This window comes from Streptomyces sp. NPDC059008, from assembly GCF_042749045.1.
Lineage (GTDB): Bacteria > Actinomycetota > Actinomycetes > Streptomycetales > Streptomycetaceae > Streptomyces.
In genome coordinates, this window is sequence record NZ_JBHYJC010000025.1 from 26,408 (window position 1) to 42,130 (window position 15,723).

Genomic DNA, 15,723 nt, shown 5'->3' on the forward strand with positions numbered 1-15,723 from the left:
GTCCTCTCCGGGGTGCCGGAAAGGGCGGTCTCAGAAGTTCAGCAGCGCCTCGGCGCACTCCTCCGCCAGCTCCTCGGCGTGCGGCGGCAGCGGCGTTCCGCCGCGCAGATGACGGCGTACCAGCGACAGCGGCACATCGACGACGGCGAGCGACACCCGGTCCAGGCTCTCGGTGCCGTGTACGCCCAGCGCGCCCGCGAGCGCCGCCAAAGAGGCCCGCACCCGCATGTTCCCCTCGTTCGCGCGCCGCAGATGGTCGTCCGACCAGTCGTCCCGCCCGAATTCATGGGCGCCGTACAGCAGCAGCGCGGCCTCCTGGGGGTGGGTGCGACTCCACGCCACGACGTGCCGGGCGGCGGCCCGGCCTCCGGCGCGCGGGTCGTTCGACGACTCCAGGGCCTTGAAGTACCCCTGCTGAAAGCCCTCGACGGTCCGCAGCCACACCTCGGCCAGCAGCGCCGAGCGGCCGGCGAAGCGGTGGTAGAGCGAGCCGCTGGGCGCGCCGACGGCCGCGGCGACCGCGGACATGGTCACGCCCGCGGGCCCGGACTCGGCCGCCAGCCGTACGGCGGCGTCGAGCAGCTGCGGGGTCTCGAAACGAGGTGGCCTGGCCATGTTCTAGAGGGTACTCTCCACTATATTAGAGGTTGTTCTCTAGAAAGGTCTCTCTGAAACCTCTCGCGGCCACGCGCCGGCGAAGCGTGCCGACGCGCCGCGGTGCCGGAACGGTGGACAGGGAGACCGGAAAGGTCTGCGCCCATGGGCGTCTACAACGTGCACGAGCGGGAGCTGCCGGTGCCCGCGGCCGAGGCCGGCCTGCTGATCGACGGCCTGTCCGGCGACGGCGACCGCCTCTGGCCGCGCGGCGACTGGCCCCCGATGCTGCTGGACGGGCCTCTGGCGCCGGGAGTGGCCGGCGGCCACGGCCCGGTCCGCTACACCGTGGCGGCGTACGTACCGGGCCGGTGGGTGCGCTTCACCTTCAGCGGGCCGAGCGGCTTCGACGGCTTCCATGAGTACACCGTCCATCCGCTCGCACCGGACCGCACCCTGCTGCGCCACACCCTCGCCATGCGCGCCCACGGCCTCGCCCGGCTCACCTGGCCGCTGGCCTACCGGCACTTCCACGACGCCGTCCTGGAGGACAGCCTGGACGGCGCCGAGCGGGCCTGCACGGGCACCGTCGCCCGGCCCGCCCGCTGGAACGGCTACACCCGCCTGCTGCGCCGCCTGAGCCGGTGACCCCGATGCCGCACGGGAACCGCTCCGCGGGCCCGTCCGGTGGACCACGACCGGGGCCCGACCCTGGCCCACCGGACACGCCCTAGCGCAGGCCCCGGCGCAGCGTCAGAAAACCGCAGGCGGCGCACGCGAGCACCGCCGGGATCACCAGCAGCCATCCGGAGAAGGCCAGGACCGCCGCCGTCAGCAGCGAGCTCGCCACCACGCCGCACCACAGGGGAGTGCGGCGCGGCAGCAGCACCAGCGCGGCGGCCAGTCCGGCGAGGGTCACCGCCGCCAGGCAGGTGGCGGTGGCCCTCATCAGCAGGTCCAGATCGGCGCCGCCCCACCCGGCCGCCACCCCCACCGCCACGGCCGTCGCGCCCAGCACCGCGAGCGAGCGCCGCGGCACCTCGCCCGGCGCACCGCCCTTGGCCAGCAGGCGCGGCGCCGCGCCGTCCCGGCCCAGTGCCGCGCCGAGTCGGGAGGCCCCGGCCAGGTACGAATTGACCGCCCCGAAGGTGAGGAAGAGCGCGGCCGCGGCGGCGACCGGGCGGGCGGCGGCGCCCACGCTCCGGGAGAGCAGTTCGGTCAGCGGGGTGTCGGTGTCGGCCGCGGCCGGGCCCAGCACACCGATCGTGACCACCGCGAGCCCCAGGTAGAGCACGGTGATGACCAGGAGCGTACGGCGCGTCACCCGCGGCAGGTCCCGCTGCGGATCGGCGAACTCGCCCGACAGATGGCTGGCCGCCTCCCAGCCGGCGAACGCGAAGAACAGCACCGAGGCCGCCGACCCGACCGACGCCCAGCCGCCGGGCAGGAACGGCGCGAAGTGCGCGGCGGACACCTGCGGTGCGGCGGTCAGCACCGTGCACAGCAGCACCGCCGCCAGCAGCCCGCCGAGCAGCAGCTGGACCCGGCCCGACATCCGCAGCCCGACCGCGTTGGAGACCAGCGACCCCACCAGCACCGCGCCGGCGACGGCGTACGCCCCCGGCTCTCCCCAACCGGCCGCGTCGGCCACGTACTTCCCGCCGATCCAGGCCGCCGAGACGACGCCGATCGGCACCGCGCCGTAGAACCACCACCCCACCACGGCCGCGGCCCGCGGCCCGATCGCCCGGTGCACATACGTGGCCACGCCCCCGCCGTCGGGGAACCGCGCGCCGAGCGCCGCGAAGGAGGCGGCCACCGGCACACACATCGCCAGCAGCACCACCCACGCCAGGATCGAGGCGGGGCCGGCCGCGGCGGCGGCCAGGGACGGCAGGGTCAGGACTCCGGGGCCGAGCACCGCACCGGCACACAGCGCGGTACCGCTGCCGATGCCCAGCCGCCGTATATCCGCCCGTTCAGGAGCGGCAAGGGATGTTTCTTGTACGGTCACAGTCGCAGAAGGTAACCGTCTGGCTGATCGATATGATCTCCGGCCGAACGAAATTCGGCAGCTGCGCCACCATGGTTCCCATGGACGACATTGATTCGGCGATTGTCCGCGAACTGCAGCGCGATGCACGGCAGACCAACCGCGAGCTGGCCCGCATGCTCAACATCGCGCCCTCCACCTGCCTGGAGCGGGTCCGGGCGCTGCGCGCCCGCGGCGTGATCACCGGCTACCGCGCCAGGGTGGACCTGCGCGCCCTCAACCGCCCCGTACAGGCGCTGCTCACCATCCGCATCCGCCCCATGAACCGCGAGGTCATCGAGCGCTTCAAGACCTTTCTGACCTCGCTGCCCGAAGTGCTCAGCGTCTATGTCGTCGCGGGCGGCGACGACTTCCTGGTCCATGTCGCCGTCCCGGACGTCGACCGGCTGCACACCCTCCTGATGGACCAGGTCTTCAAGCGCCGCGAGGTCGTCGACTGCCGCAGCTCCTTCATCTACCAGCACGTCGCCAACGACATCATCGAGCCGCTGCCCTGAACGGACCGTGACGGCGCGACGCCGCCCCTGGTCACAAGGGGCGGCGTCGCTTCCCCGGAAGGGGGGTGGGTGCCCGGGGTACGGGGGCCGGGTCAGCCGCGGTGGCGGGCGGCCCGGCGGCGGGAGGTGGCGAACAGCACCCCGGCGCCCGCGGCCAGCACCGCCGCGCCGGCGATGGCCATCGGGGCGGTCGAGTCGTCACCACCGGTCTCCGCCAGCCGCTGTCCGCCGAGCGGCTTGGCACCTCCGTCGGGCCGCGCGGCGTTGCCGTCCTGCGCGGCGCCGGCGTCCTGCGCGGCGCCGGCGTCACCGGCGAGCGCCGGCCGGTCGCCGTCGGCCTGGGGTGCCGCGTGGTCGTGGCCGCCCGTGCCGCCGCCCTGGTGGCTGTGGTGGCGCAGGTCCGCCGACGCCTTCTCGGCGCCCGCCGCGATCTGGGTGTCCGTCGGTGCGGAGGCGGCCGGCGCGGGGGCCGCGGACGAGCCGCCGGAGCCGCCGCTGCCCTTCCCGAAGACCACGTCCGAGCAGGTGTAGAACGCCTCGGGGCTGTCCGACCGCTGCCAGATGCTGTAGATCAGATGGCGCCCGGACCGCGCCGGCACCTTTCCGTCGAAGATGTACTCCCCGTTGGTCAGCGTCGGGTCGGTCACCTTCGCGAAGGGCTTCGCCTCCAGGTCCGACCACTTCAGCGGCTTGGTCGGGTCATAGCCGGCCTTGGTGATGTACAGCTCGAAGGAGCCCTTGTGCGGGGCGGTGGCCTTGTAGTGGAACGTGTGCTTGCCGGCCCGCATCTTGGAGGACGGCCAGTCGGCGCGCGGCAGGTCCAGGCCCTTGAACGCGGCGTCGCCGCCGCTGCAGAGCTTGCCGTCGGGGATCTTCTCCTTCGACTTGCCGCCGGCGTTGCCGTCGCGGACGCCGTTCCAGTCGTAGAACGCCTGCGCCCCACCGGCCTGCACGGCGGCCTTGCACGCCGCGGACCGCGGGCTCTCCGGCCCCTCCGCGTAGCAGGCGAAGACCCGGCTGACCGGATCCGACATCGAACCGTGCGCGGCCGCCGGGCTCGCGGTCAGGACGGTGAGCGCGAGCGGGGCGATACCGACCAGCGCGATCCCGGTGGCCTTGCGACGAGCGGTCATCGTGGGGGTCTCCTTCATCAGTTGCGTCGAGAGGGGGGCAAGGGGCGGCGATGTGGTGGGGGGGTCGGGATACGTGCGCCCGCGCCGCCCCCCGGAGTACGGCGCCGGCGACCCGCAACGCCGCCTTGCGAGAAGCACGCTAGCCCCGCTGAACAGCGGATTTGAGGCCCGAAGGCGATCCTGAGGATCTTTATGGTCGGCTTAAGGCATGGCTAAGCGGGGGCACAGGCAGGCGGGGAGGAAACGGGCACCGTGAGCAGGAGTTGGGCCGCTGGACGTCCGTGATGGTCCGCGTCGGTCCACCTGTATTCGCCTCCTTTGGCTCCCCGTCTGGCTCCCTGTGGCTCCCTGGGCGTCTCGCGGGCTTCCACTGCCGAAGCGGAGCCCCGGACAGAGGTGTCCGGGGCTCTTCACTGTCTTCGAGATGGGCGTCCAGCGCGCAGCAGGCGCGTGCATCTGCATCGGTCATGAACCTGCATCGGTCGGATGCCGTGCAGAGCCCCGGCTCATTGAACAGGTAACCATTCGGCTACGGCGCGTACATGGGATGTTCGCAAGGGACAAGCTGTCTTCCACCGCTGACAACAGGGGGACTCGTGCGTCATCACACCGCAATCGCTGCTGCGGTGACCTTGCTACTGGTCACTAGCTGCGCTAGTTCGAAGCAGAGTGAGGAGAATTCGTCAAAGACGGGGGGTGGGCGAACGGAGGCCGCATCCACCGAGGAGCCGTCCCCAACCGGAGAGGCAGCGTCAAAACCCCCTACGACTCTCACGATTGGATCTCCCTGGGAGTGGCGTAACGGCGATGAGTCCAGCATCGGGAAGACCACCGTCGTCAGCTGGCAGCAGCCCATCCAAAGCGTCGGATCGGCGGCTGAAGAGACCGGAGAGAATGGCTATGTGTGGGGAGCCCTCGACCTGAGGGTGTGCACAGATCGGGGTGAGGTGCTCTCGTCGCAGACTGACTGGACGCTTGCGTACCAGGACGGGGCACGGATCGAACCTTCGTCATCGACCTGGGATGACTTCCCGAAGCCGGAGTTTCCCGCGGAGACACAGGTGCGGGCTGGTGACTGCGTGCGAGGCAAGCTGGTATTCCCCGTGCCGAGTGGACAGCGTCCGGAGCGAGTGCTCTACGCGCCGAATGGAGACGGCGCGAGCCTCGCGGAGTGGAAGGTGCCGGCGAAGTAGCGGCCATGCTTCCGCACGAAGCCAGCCCGGTCACGTGGCGCTGGCCGCGCAGAGTCCTTGCAGGGATTTCGCGGTGCGGGAGCAAGATCTGCCTGTAGCGTGTTCTCCGTCACAGCTGCAGCGGCATAGTCATTGTGATGGGCTGTTAGCCGGCGTACAGCACGGTTGGGGGGATCGATGCCGCCAGAGTCTGGACGAGAGTCTGAGGCAAGGGGTCAACTCGGCTTAGCGCTACGTGCACTTAGGCTGGCCAAGGACATGTCCATGCGTGAGGTGTCGACGCGGGCGAACGTATCGATGACGATGATCCATGGGATCGAGCACGGAGAGAAAGTGCCGAGTCGCGGCGTTCTCGAGGGCATCTTCGCTGCACTTGAACCTGATCCCATGGTCGCCACACGGATCACGGCTTTGTGGACCGAGGCCAGGAAGCGCACACACCCGAGCGAGGCCCCCCTTCTAGACGAATTGGCACGGCTACGTGAGCGAGCCGATGCTGCCGAGGCGCGTGCTGCCACGCTCGAAGAGCTCTGGATGGAACAGCGTGAACGGCGCAATGCGAGCCAAAACGTCGAGGACGTAGCACAGTCACCACAGATGGATGCTGCAGTTGCTTCCAATCTCCTGAACCTTGGTGATCGCGGGGAGTTCGCCCCGGCAGCCTCGCAGGTCCTAGAGGGCTTAGACCGTTTGTTCCAGTTCCTAGGGCCACCCCCGCAAGGGCTTTTCGGTGATATTGAACCGCAACTTCATGGCGGCGGGGGCTCCCAACGATGACCACCACTCCACAGCCACAGCAGCCCACAAGCTTGGAAGTCGCGCTTCAATGGGGGCAGCTTCCGCCTGAGCATCTCAGGGTGGCGCTAAAGGCTCTTGAGCCGGAGTTGGCCCGACAACATGATTTGAGCATGCTCCGTGCGCAACTTGCGCACCAAGAGGGGCGGGATCGGCGTGTCCATCACCTGTACATGGGTGGCCTCATCGCCGGCTTTGTAGTCGTGGTTGCCATGCTCACAGGCGCGGTCATCGTGGGGATGAATGAGATGCCCTGGCTCGCGGCGATGCTCGCCGGCCCCAGCGTTCTCTCGTTGGCCGGCCTGTTCGTCCTTCGCAGGATTGACTCAAGCTCGGCCCGCGAGACTGCTAGGTCTCACCGAGCAGCACTTTCTGCGGCACAATCTCCAACTCCGTCGCCTCAGGCGCCCCAGGGTGGGGGAGCAGGAGGCGTGACTGTGTAAGGGGCGCGGCCTCGGCAGTGGTGCCCGGTCAGGGGATTGGTAACGCTGGCTCCCGGACTACTCGGGGTCGTCCCACGTCCAAGGGACGGCGACGCGTCCGTCAGGCTCCCGCCCGAACCTGAACCGCTCCCAGTGACCGCTGATCTTGATGCATTGATCGAAGTGCCCTGCGGCAGGAAGCCTTTCGGCTAGTGCGGCGGCCTGCCCGTCCGCACCAACCTCCCGCAGGCCATACAGCAGCGAAGCCACGGCGTTCGCATCGTCGAGGGAGGCATGGACGGCAGGATCACGGGCCAATAGCGCCGCTACCTGCCCGTCCGCACCAACCCTCCGCAGGCTCCACAGCAGCGAAGCCACACCAACCGGGTCGTCGAAAGCAATGCGGGTGCCGTGCTGGGAGGGGCGGTGGTCGGCGGGGTGCAAGGTGCGGAGGTGGCTGATGAGAGTGGCTGCCGTGCGGGCGTTGCCGTGCGTGGTGGCGTGTTTGTGGAGTTTGACGGGTTCGGTGCCGTCCGCGTACGTCATGTCCTGGGGGCGCTGCCCGATCCGGTGGCCGCGCTGCGTCGGTGGGCCGGTCCGCCGCGGCCCGACGTCCCGTCACCCGACGGCCTCAGCCCCGCCCCACCTCCCGTGCGTACCGCCACTCCTCGGCGAACGGCCGGTAGCCGAGACGTCGGTTGAGCGTGAGCATCGGGGTGTTGGCGGTGTCGTTGCCGGTGAACGCCTCGGTGCAGCCGTGGTCGCGGGCGCGGTGGAGGGAGGCGGCCTTGGCCAGGCGGGCCAGGCCACGACCGCGGAAAGCGCGGCGGGTGCCGGTCATGGCGGAGGCGTAGCGGCCCAGGCCGTCGGTCGCCGCCAGGCTGAAGGCGGCGAGTGCGCCGTCGACGGTCACCACCGAGGTGAGGTCCAGGTCGATATGCGGGTGATCCCAGGTGTGCCGCAGCCAGTCCTCGTACGCCATGGCGTCGCCCGCGACCTCGCCCGGCTCGTCGGCGCCGGCCTCGGCGTTGGCCGCGTACAGGGGGCGCGGGTCGGCCTCCAGCTCCGCGCCGGTGAGCAGCCGGACACCGGCCGGCAGGGCGGACGGCAGCGGTGGCGGCCCGGCCGTCGCCAGATCGAGGCGGAGGTGGCGGGCCGTGCGGGTGTGGCGGTAGCCGTGGCGCCGGGCGAAGGCGTGCGCGCCGGGTTCGTCGACCGCCCGGACGAAGACGCGGTCGGCCCCCGCCGCCGCGAGGTGCTCCTCGGCCGCGGCCAGCAGGGCCCGGCCCGCGCCCCGGCCGCGGTGGCCGGGGTGGACGTGCAAGGCCGCCGCGGCCCGGGCCGGGACGCGGCTGCCGGGCAGCAGCGCCGCTCGGGCCGAGCCGACGATCCGGCCGTCCAGCTCGGCGACGAACAGCCGCAGACGCTGCGCCGCACGGGCGGTGGAGACCTCCCAGGCGACACCCTGCGGAGTGCTGAGCCGATGGGGCACACCGGCCCGTCGCAGGTCGGCGACGGACTTGGCGTCGGCGGGGCGGAAGTCGCGCACGGTGAGCGTCATGGAGGCGGACGGTACGCGCCGAAGCTCCGTTTTGCCGCCCCTTTTCCGGCAGGCGAGGCGCGGTTCGCCTCCGCTTTTGCGCACTGCGGTGAACGGGTGGCTCATTTCGGACGCGCCCGGCCGAACATAAGTGGCCCATGCAACTACCTGGGCGTACGGTGACCGTGCGGGCCGCCGACGGGACGCGGCGGCCCGCCGTCCACGTATGGAGGGAGCCGCGAACATGTGCGGAATCACCGGATGGATCTCCTACGACAACGACCTGACCACCCAGCGGTCGACGCTGGAGGCGATGACCGCGACCATGGCCTGCCGCGGCCCGGACGCGGCCGGCAGCTGGCTCGCCGCCCACGCCGCGTTCGGCCACCGCCGGCTCGCCGTCATCGACATCGACGGCGGCGCCCAGCCCATGACCGCCGAGCACGACGGCCGCACCCTGGTCGTCACGACGTACAGCGGCGAGGTCTACAACTACCGCGAACTGCGCGCCGAGTTGGTGCGGCTGGGCCACTCCTTCCGCACCAACAGCGACACCGAAGTGGTGCTGCACGCCTACCTCCAGTGGGGCGAGGCGTGCGCCGAGCGCCTCAACGGCATGTACGCCTTCGCGCTCTGGGACCCCCGCACCGAGGAACTGCTGCTGATCCGCGACCGGATGGGCGTCAAGCCGCTCTACTACCACCCCACCCCCGACGGCGTGCTCTTCGGCTCCGAGCCCAAGGCGATCCTCGCCCACCCCGCGGTGCGGCCCACCGTCGACGCCGAGGGCCTCGCCGAGCTCATCGGCTTCACCAAGACGCCGGGGCACGCCGTCTACCAGGGCATGCACGAGGTCCGCCCCGGCCATCTCGTCCGCGTCCACCGCGGCGGGCTGAGCGTCCGGCGCTACTGGGCCCTGGAGGCCCGCGAGCACACCGACGACCTCGACACCACCGTCGCCCGCATCCGCGAGCTGCTCGACGACATCGTCGCCCGCCAACTGATCGCCGACGTGCCGCTGTGCACCCTGCTCTCCGGCGGCCTGGACTCCTCCGTCATCACCGCGCTCGCCGCCGGCGCGCTGGCCGCCCAAGGCAGCGGCCCGGTGCGCTCGTTCGCCGTGGACTTCACCGGCTACACCGAGCACTTCCGGCCCGACGACCTGCGCGGCACGCCCGACGGGCCGTACGCCCACGCCCTGGCCGAGCACGTCGGCTCCGACCACCGCGACATCGTCCTGGACACCGCCGCCCTGATGGACCCCGGCCACCGCGCCGCGGTGCTCACCGCCCGCGACCTGCCCAACGGCTTCGGCGACGGCGACACCTCCCTGTACCTGCTGTTCAAGGCGGTCCGCGAGCAGTCCACGGTCGCCCTGTCCGGCGAATCCGCGGACGAGGTCTTCGGCGGCTACCGCTGGTTCCACGACCCCGCGGCCGTGCACGCCGGCACCTTCCCCTGGATCGCGGCGGGCATCGGCAGTCGCTTCGCCGGCGGGGACACGGTCCGCGAGGCGCTGCTCGACCCCGGCCTGCTCGACAAGATCGACCTGCCCGGATACCAGGCCCGCCGCTACCACGAGGCGCTCGCCGAAGTCCCCTACCTCGACTCCGACACCGGCCTGCAGCGCCGGATGCGCGAGGTCAGCCATCTGCACCTGACCCGCTTCCTGCAGATCCTGCTCGACCGCAAGGACCGGGCCAGCATGGCCGTCGGCCTGGAGGTCCGGGTCCCGTTCTGCGACCACCGCCTCGTCGAGTACGTCTTCAACACCCCCTGGTCGATGAAGACCTTCGACGGCCGGGAGAAGTCGCTGCTGCGCGCCGCCACCCGCGACGTGCTGCCCGACCTGGTCGCCGACCGCGTCAAGAGCCCCTACCCCAGCACCCAGGACCCGCGCTACACCGAGGCGCTGCGCGCCGAGCTGAAGGACCTGGCCGCCGACCACGACGCCCCCGTCCGGCCGCTGCTGGACACCGGCGCCCTCGCCGAGGCCACCGCGGACGGGGCGACCTGCGACATCCGCCCCGCGGCCGAACTGGCCCTCGGCATGAACGCCTGGCTGCGCACGACCGGTACCACCCTCCGGCTTTAGGGCCGGTTCGATGGGGTATGGCCGGGCCCGCGACGCCGAGGCGTGTCCACAAAGCGACAGGCCCCGGAACCTCCCGGCACGGCCGGCGCTCCTGGCGCACAATGAATGAGACAAACACGCGCACCAACGGGTACGAGCGTGCCGCGCATCCGGGCTCCCCGGGACGCGGCCCCGCACCCGTCCGCCCCACCACCAGTACCAGGAGCGCCCCGTGTCCCCGCAGGTCTCGACCCTCGTCATCGCCATCGACCCGGCCTCCGCCGTCGCACCGTTCGAACAGGTACGCACCCAGATCGCGGACCGGGCCAGGGACGGCGCCCTGCCGGTCGGCTACAAACTCCCCACCGTCCGCGGCCTCGCCGAGGACCTGGGCCTGGCCGCCAACACCGTCGCCAAGGCCTACCGCGCCCTGGAGACCGACGGCGTGATCGAGACCCGCGGCCGCAACGGCAGCTTCATCGCCGCGGCCGGCGAGGCCGCGGACCGGGAGGCCGCCGCGGCCGCCGAGAGCTACGCCCGCCGTGTCCGGCGGCTCGGCCTGGACCACCGTGCCGCCCTCACCGCCGTCGAGAACGCCCTGCGCGCCACCTACGGCGCCGGGGCCTGACCGCCCACGCCGGACCCCGCCCCGCTCCGCCCGACGGCCCGGCACCCCGCCCACCCGTATCCGAACGGAGCCGAATGCCCGGCAAACAGGCCCTCGTCCGCCGCCCCGGCCCCCGCCTCGCCGACGGTCTGGTCACCCATATCGACCGGCGCCCGGTCGATCCCGCGCTCGCCCTGCGCCAGTGGGAGTCCTACGTGCAGACGCTGCGCGACCACGGCTGGCGGACCACCGAGGTGGCCCCCGCCGACGACTGCCCCGACGCGGTCTTCGTCGAGGACACCGTGGTCATGTTCCGCAATGTCGCCCTGCTCGCCCGCCCCGGCGCCGACCAGCGCAGATCCGAGGTACCGGACGCCCGCGCGGCCGTCGAGGCGCTGGGCTGCTCGGTCAACGAGATCCGCTCGCCCGGCACCCTGGACGGCGGCGACGTCCTGAAGGTCGGCGACACCGTCTACGTCGGCCGCGGCGGCCGCACCAACGCCGACGGCGTGCGCCAACTCCGCTCCGCCTTCGAGCCGTTGGGCGCCCGCGTGGTCGCCGTACCGGTAACCCGCGTACTGCACCTGAAATCCGCGGTGACCGCACTCCCGGACGGCACGGTGATCGGCTACCCGCCCCTGGTCGACGACCCGTCCGTCTTCCCCCGCTTCCTGCCCGTCCCCGAGGCGTCCGGCGCCCATGTCGTGCTGCTCGGCGGCGGCAGGCTGCTGATGGCGGCCGGCGCGCCCAAGAGCGAGGCGCTCCTCGCCGATCTCGGCTATCAGCCCGTCGTCGTGGACATCGGCGAGTTCGAGAAGCTGGAGGGCTGTGTCACCTGCCTGTCCGTACGGCTGCGCGAGCTGTATGAATGACGGCCCGTCAGGCGGGGGTGGCGCGTGCGCCTCTCCCGGCCGCACACCGCGCCCCGCCTATCGTGACGCCATGAGCAACCTCGACCTCAGACCCTCGCCCAGCCTGTGCGGCGGCACCGGCCGTACGGGCCCGGTGCGCGACGTCCAGCCCGGCAAGCAGGTGCCGCTCGGAGAGTCCACCGTCGTGCGCAGACTGCTGCCCAACCTCGGCCGGCGGATGGTCGGCGCCTGGTGCTTCGTCGACCACTACGGGCCGGACGACATCGTCGACCAGCCCGGAATGCAGGTGCCGCCGCATCCGCACATGGGTCTGCAGACCGTCAGCTGGCTGCACGAGGGCGAGGTGCTGCACCGCGACAGCCTCGGCAGCCTGCAGACCGTACGCCCGCGCGAACTGGGCCTGATGACGTCCGGCCGGGCCATCGCCCACTCCGAGGAGTCCCCGCACGGCCACGGCCCCCTGCTGCACGGCGCCCAGCTCTGGGTCGCCCTGCCCGACGCGCACCGCGACACCGCCCCGCACTTCGAGCACCACACCGACCTCCCGCTGGTCACCGGAGGCGGCGGCCTGACCGCCACCGTGATCCTGGGCGAACTCGCCGGCGCCACCTCGCCCGGCACCACCTACTCCCCACTGGTCGGCGCCGACCTCACGCTCACCGCCGGCACCGACACCCGGCTGCCCCTCGATCCCGACTTCGAGTACGCGGCCCTGACCATCTCCGGCGAGACCGAGGTCGACGGCGTCCGGCTGACCCCCGGTGCCCTGCTCTACCTCGGCTGCGGCCGCAGCGAACTCCCGCTGCGCGCCCACTCCGACAGCGGTCTGCTGCTCCTGGGCGGGGTGCCGTTCGAGGAGGAGATCGTGATGTGGTGGAACTTCGTGGGACGTTCCCACGAGGACATCGCCCGGGCCCGTGACGACTGGGCCGTCGGCACCCGCTTCGGCGAGGTCCTGGGCTACGACGGCGACCGGCTGTCCGCCCCCGAGCTGCCGCCCGGCCCCCTCAGGCCGCGGGGGCGGACGCGCTGATCCGGCGCGGTGCGGGCCGCCGGGGCGGGCCCGCGGGAGCGGCGGCGTGCGCACGGCGCCGGTGCCGCATGACGGCCACGCGTCGACGTGCCTTCGGGAAGAGAGGCGGGGAGATCAACCCATTGTGGATTTTGGGAAGTTGAACTCTCCACGAATCGCGGAAGACGACGAAGCGCCGCTTCTCCCGGCATCCAGAGGTGCAAAAATTTGCCGATTCGACTTGGCAACAACCGGCAATTTTTTGCCGGTTGACACCAGGCAGTACCGGCGCCAATACTCTCCGGGAAGATCATTGAGGCGATATCAAGATCGAATCCTACGCTATTAGTGGTTGGAGTTCCTTTGGACGGCGTCGGCATACCGGCGGCCCCTTCGGCACCGCAGAGCGGGCCCCACGCCTTCGACGCATCGGCCGCCCTGCACGGCCGTCCCGGATTGATGACGGCTTTTCTGCTCGTGCCGTGCGCACCCTACGGGGCGGTCGGTTTTGCGGACACCGAGCGCAGGGTTCTCACCCGCCTCAAGGAGACCCATCAAACGGAGGAATCCATTCGGGAAAACCCGCTATGGGAGGCCTACCGGTCTTTCTACGCGGAGATGAACGTCAAACCGAGTGGTGTGTCGACCCCGCTGAAGCAGGCGCTGCGCATCATGCGCCGGGACGCCTACCGGCCGATCCATCCGGTCGTGGACGTCTGCATGGAAATCGAGTACTCGACGCTGTGCAGCTTCCAGGTCTACGACGCCGACCGGATCGGCCGCAGCGTCACCTACGGGCCGGCCGACGGCCCGGGGGCGGAGGACGGGATGCGGCAGGTGCGCGCCGGAGAGCTGGTGCTGTCCGACGAGCACGGCATCATCCACTCACCCACCTGCGGAAACGGCGCCGGGCGCCTGGTGGGCGACGCATCGGGCTCGGCCCTGATCCGCGTACTGAGGATTCCCGGTATGGACGCGGACACCTTCTCCGGCGCCGTCGACGAAGCGGCGCAGCGGCTCTCGGCCGCCGACGTCCTCGTATTGAGCGCGGATTCCCCGACCGGAAAGTGCGGTTGAGCGGGCTTCACGGACGACAGCCGCGGAGCCCGGCAGACGCACGGGTCCCCCCTCCTGCAATTCGGGCATGCGGTCCTGCCCGCGCACAGCAAGAACTCTCAACGAAGGAAGACTTGGTATGGGAACGGTCATTGTAGTCGGCGCGGGTGGTTCTGGTCTCAGCGCGGCCATTGAAGCAGCCGACAACGGCGCCGACGTCATTTTGGTGACCAAATCGCTGTACGAGAGCCAGAAATACAAGTGGGCCTCCACCGGGGGATGCACCTGGAAAACCCACGCCTTCAATGCCGCCGTCGCAGCCGGCGACAGCGTGGCGGCACATGTGCAGGACACCATCGTCGGTGGCTCGCACGCCAACAACCCCGAGCTGGTCGACACCTTATGCAGAGGCGCCCGCGACCTCGTCCACTGGCTCGAAGGGCTCGGCCTGGCCTTCGAGCGGGACACCGACGGGGAATTCGCCACCCGCCCGTTCGGCGGCTGCGGAACTCCGCGCGGCGTCTATCTCGAAGACCGTCTCGGTTACCACATCCAAAGCGTGCTCACCGCTCGCCTCGGCCAGTTGGTGGCCGACGGCCGCATTCGCATCGTCTCCGGAGTGCGCGCCACCAAGGTCCTGCGCGATGCCGACGGTCATGTGAACGGTATCGAGGCCACGGCCGTGGACACCCTGGAACGCATGGTGATACCCGGCGCCGGTGTGATCCTCGCCGACGGCGGTGGCGCCTCGATGTACGCCCCTTCCGCCGCCTCCATGGACAAGTCCTGCGACGGCATCGCCCTGGGCCTCGCCGCCGGGGCCGGCGTCATCGACATGGAGTTCCTGCAGTTCCACCCCACGGGCCTCGCCTCCGGAGTCCTGACCTTCGACGGCAGCCTCGTCGAGGAGGCCCTCCGCTTCGACGGCGCCCTGCTGCTGAACCGCGACGGTGAGCGCTTCATGCTCGGCCACGACCCGCGCGGCGAGATGGCGACCCGCGACGTGGTGTCCCGCGGCATCTACCGGGAGATCATCGAGGGCCGGGCGTTCGACGACGGCGCCGTCCGGCTGGACATCTCCGCCTGCGCCCACCTGATCCCCACCACCTACCCCGCGCTCGACGAACGGCTCATCCAGGCCGGCTTCGACCCCCGCAGCGTCACCTCGCTCAAGATCCGCCCCACCGCGCACTTCCTCATGGGCGGCCTGCTCATCAACTCCCGCTCCGAGACCACCGTCCCCGGCCTGTACGCGGCCGGCGAGACCGCGGGCGGCATCCACGGAGCCAACCGGCTCGGCGGCAACGGCCTCTCCGAGTGCCTGGTCTTCGGCCGCATCGCCGGTCGCCACGCCGCCGCCGAGTGCCGGGACAGGGCCGCCAGTGGCGAGATCGAGGTCATCGGCTCGCTCAACCTGCCCTCGCACAAGGGCGGCGACACCCCCGAAACGGTGCTGCAGGACCTGCGCACCTCGATGTACTGGCACGCCGGCCCGGTGCGGACCCGCCGTGGTCTGACCACCATGCTCGGCCTGCTGGAGACCTTTGAACAGCGGGCCGGGCGGCTCGCGTTCACCACCGGCTCCCGCGCCGCCGGCCAGGTGCAGACCGCGACGGACCTGTCCAACCTGCTGCTGGCCTCCCGGCTGATCGTCGAGGGGGCGCTGATGCGCGAGGAGTCGCGCGGAGCCCACTACCGCGACGACTTCCCCCAGCAGTCCGACGACTTCATCGGCTACAGCGCGGCCCTCAAGGAGGGCCAGCTGGTCTGGGCCCCGTACATGCACACGGCCTGAGCCCTCACGCCTTCGTCCCCTGTTCCGCCCTTCATGCGCCGTCGCTGCGGCGGCGCATGAGCATTCACCCCACCCGGAAA

Annotated in this window: 14 protein-coding genes; 9 read left to right on the plus strand and 5 right to left on the minus strand. The window is 71.1% G+C overall.

The window, feature by feature from the left end; translation table 11 throughout:
* Positions 1-30 precede the first annotated feature (30 nt).
* Positions 31-615 (minus strand): TetR/AcrR family transcriptional regulator, encoded by a 585-nt coding sequence (locus ACFWZH_RS26025; RefSeq protein ID WP_384435851.1) that lies wholly within the window; start codon positions 613-615, stop codon positions 31-33.
* 144 nt (positions 616-759) lie between these two features.
* Between ACFWZH_RS26025 and ACFWZH_RS26030 the strand changes: the two genes are divergently transcribed.
* A complete protein-coding gene (locus tag ACFWZH_RS26030) occupies positions 760-1,242 on the plus strand; it encodes an SRPBCC family protein (protein WP_384435854.1) in 483 nt (160 codons plus the stop codon).
* An 82-nt stretch (positions 1,243-1,324) separates the two neighbouring features.
* Here ACFWZH_RS26030 and ACFWZH_RS26035 read toward each other — a convergent pair whose 3' ends face one another.
* On the minus strand, positions 1,325-2,608 hold the full coding sequence (locus ACFWZH_RS26035; protein ID WP_384435857.1) for an APC family permease: 1,284 nt from the start codon (positions 2,606-2,608) through the stop codon (positions 1,325-1,327).
* A gap of 80 nt (positions 2,609-2,688) precedes the next feature.
* Between ACFWZH_RS26035 and ACFWZH_RS26040 the strand changes: the two genes are divergently transcribed.
* Positions 2,689-3,144, plus strand: a complete 456-nt coding sequence (locus ACFWZH_RS26040) for an Lrp/AsnC family transcriptional regulator (RefSeq protein ID WP_384435860.1) — start codon at positions 2,689-2,691, stop codon at positions 3,142-3,144.
* 92 nt (positions 3,145-3,236) lie between these two features.
* Here the strand turns inward: ACFWZH_RS26040 and ACFWZH_RS26045 are convergent, their stop codons facing one another.
* Positions 3,237-4,277 (minus strand): lytic polysaccharide monooxygenase, encoded by a 1,041-nt coding sequence (locus ACFWZH_RS26045; protein WP_384435863.1) that lies wholly within the window; start codon positions 4,275-4,277, stop codon positions 3,237-3,239.
* Positions 4,278-5,647: 1,370 nt separating this feature from the next.
* Between ACFWZH_RS26045 and ACFWZH_RS26050 the strand changes: the two genes are divergently transcribed.
* On the plus strand, positions 5,648-6,247 hold the full coding sequence (locus ACFWZH_RS26050) for a helix-turn-helix domain-containing protein (protein ID WP_384435866.1): 600 nt from the start codon (positions 5,648-5,650) through the stop codon (positions 6,245-6,247).
* A gap of 518 nt (positions 6,248-6,765) precedes the next feature.
* Here ACFWZH_RS26050 and ACFWZH_RS26055 read toward each other — a convergent pair.
* Positions 6,766-7,233, minus strand: coding sequence for a hypothetical protein (locus ACFWZH_RS26055; protein ID WP_384435869.1), 468 nt, complete (start codon positions 7,231-7,233; stop codon positions 6,766-6,768).
* Positions 7,234-7,318: 85 nt separating this feature from the next.
* Positions 7,319-8,248: a GNAT family N-acetyltransferase gene (locus ACFWZH_RS26060; RefSeq protein ID WP_384435872.1), complete on the minus strand. Its 930-nt coding sequence runs from the start codon at positions 8,246-8,248 to the stop codon at positions 7,319-7,321.
* Positions 8,249-8,471: 223 nt separating this feature from the next.
* Here ACFWZH_RS26060 and asnB point away from each other — a divergent pair, with 223 nt between their 5' ends.
* The 6 genes from asnB to ACFWZH_RS26090 all read left to right on the plus strand — a co-directional run bounded on the left by asnB (position 8,472) and on the right by ACFWZH_RS26090 (position 15,643).
* Positions 8,472-10,322, plus strand: coding sequence for an asparagine synthase (glutamine-hydrolyzing) (gene asnB / locus ACFWZH_RS26065; protein WP_384435875.1), 1,851 nt, complete (start codon positions 8,472-8,474; stop codon positions 10,320-10,322).
* Between the two features lie 211 nt (positions 10,323-10,533).
* Positions 10,534-10,929, plus strand: coding sequence for a GntR family transcriptional regulator (locus ACFWZH_RS26070; RefSeq protein ID WP_384435877.1), 396 nt, complete (start codon positions 10,534-10,536; stop codon positions 10,927-10,929).
* Between the two features lie 74 nt (positions 10,930-11,003).
* Positions 11,004-11,780, plus strand: a complete 777-nt coding sequence (ddaH, locus tag ACFWZH_RS26075) for a dimethylargininase (RefSeq protein WP_384435880.1) — start codon at positions 11,004-11,006, stop codon at positions 11,778-11,780.
* A 70-nt stretch (positions 11,781-11,850) separates the two neighbouring features.
* The gene (locus ACFWZH_RS26080) at positions 11,851-12,813 is read left to right on the plus strand and encodes a pirin family protein (RefSeq protein ID WP_384435883.1); all 963 of its coding nucleotides are present in this window, start codon (positions 11,851-11,853) and stop codon (positions 12,811-12,813) included.
* Positions 12,814-13,155: 342 nt separating this feature from the next.
* Positions 13,156-13,869, plus strand: a complete 714-nt coding sequence (locus ACFWZH_RS26085; RefSeq protein WP_384435886.1) for a hypothetical protein — start codon at positions 13,156-13,158, stop codon at positions 13,867-13,869.
* A gap of 118 nt (positions 13,870-13,987) precedes the next feature.
* The gene (locus tag ACFWZH_RS26090; protein ID WP_384435889.1) at positions 13,988-15,643 is read left to right on the plus strand and encodes an L-aspartate oxidase; all 1,656 of its coding nucleotides are present in this window, start codon (positions 13,988-13,990) and stop codon (positions 15,641-15,643) included.
* The last annotated feature ends 80 nt before the right edge of the window (positions 15,644-15,723 follow it).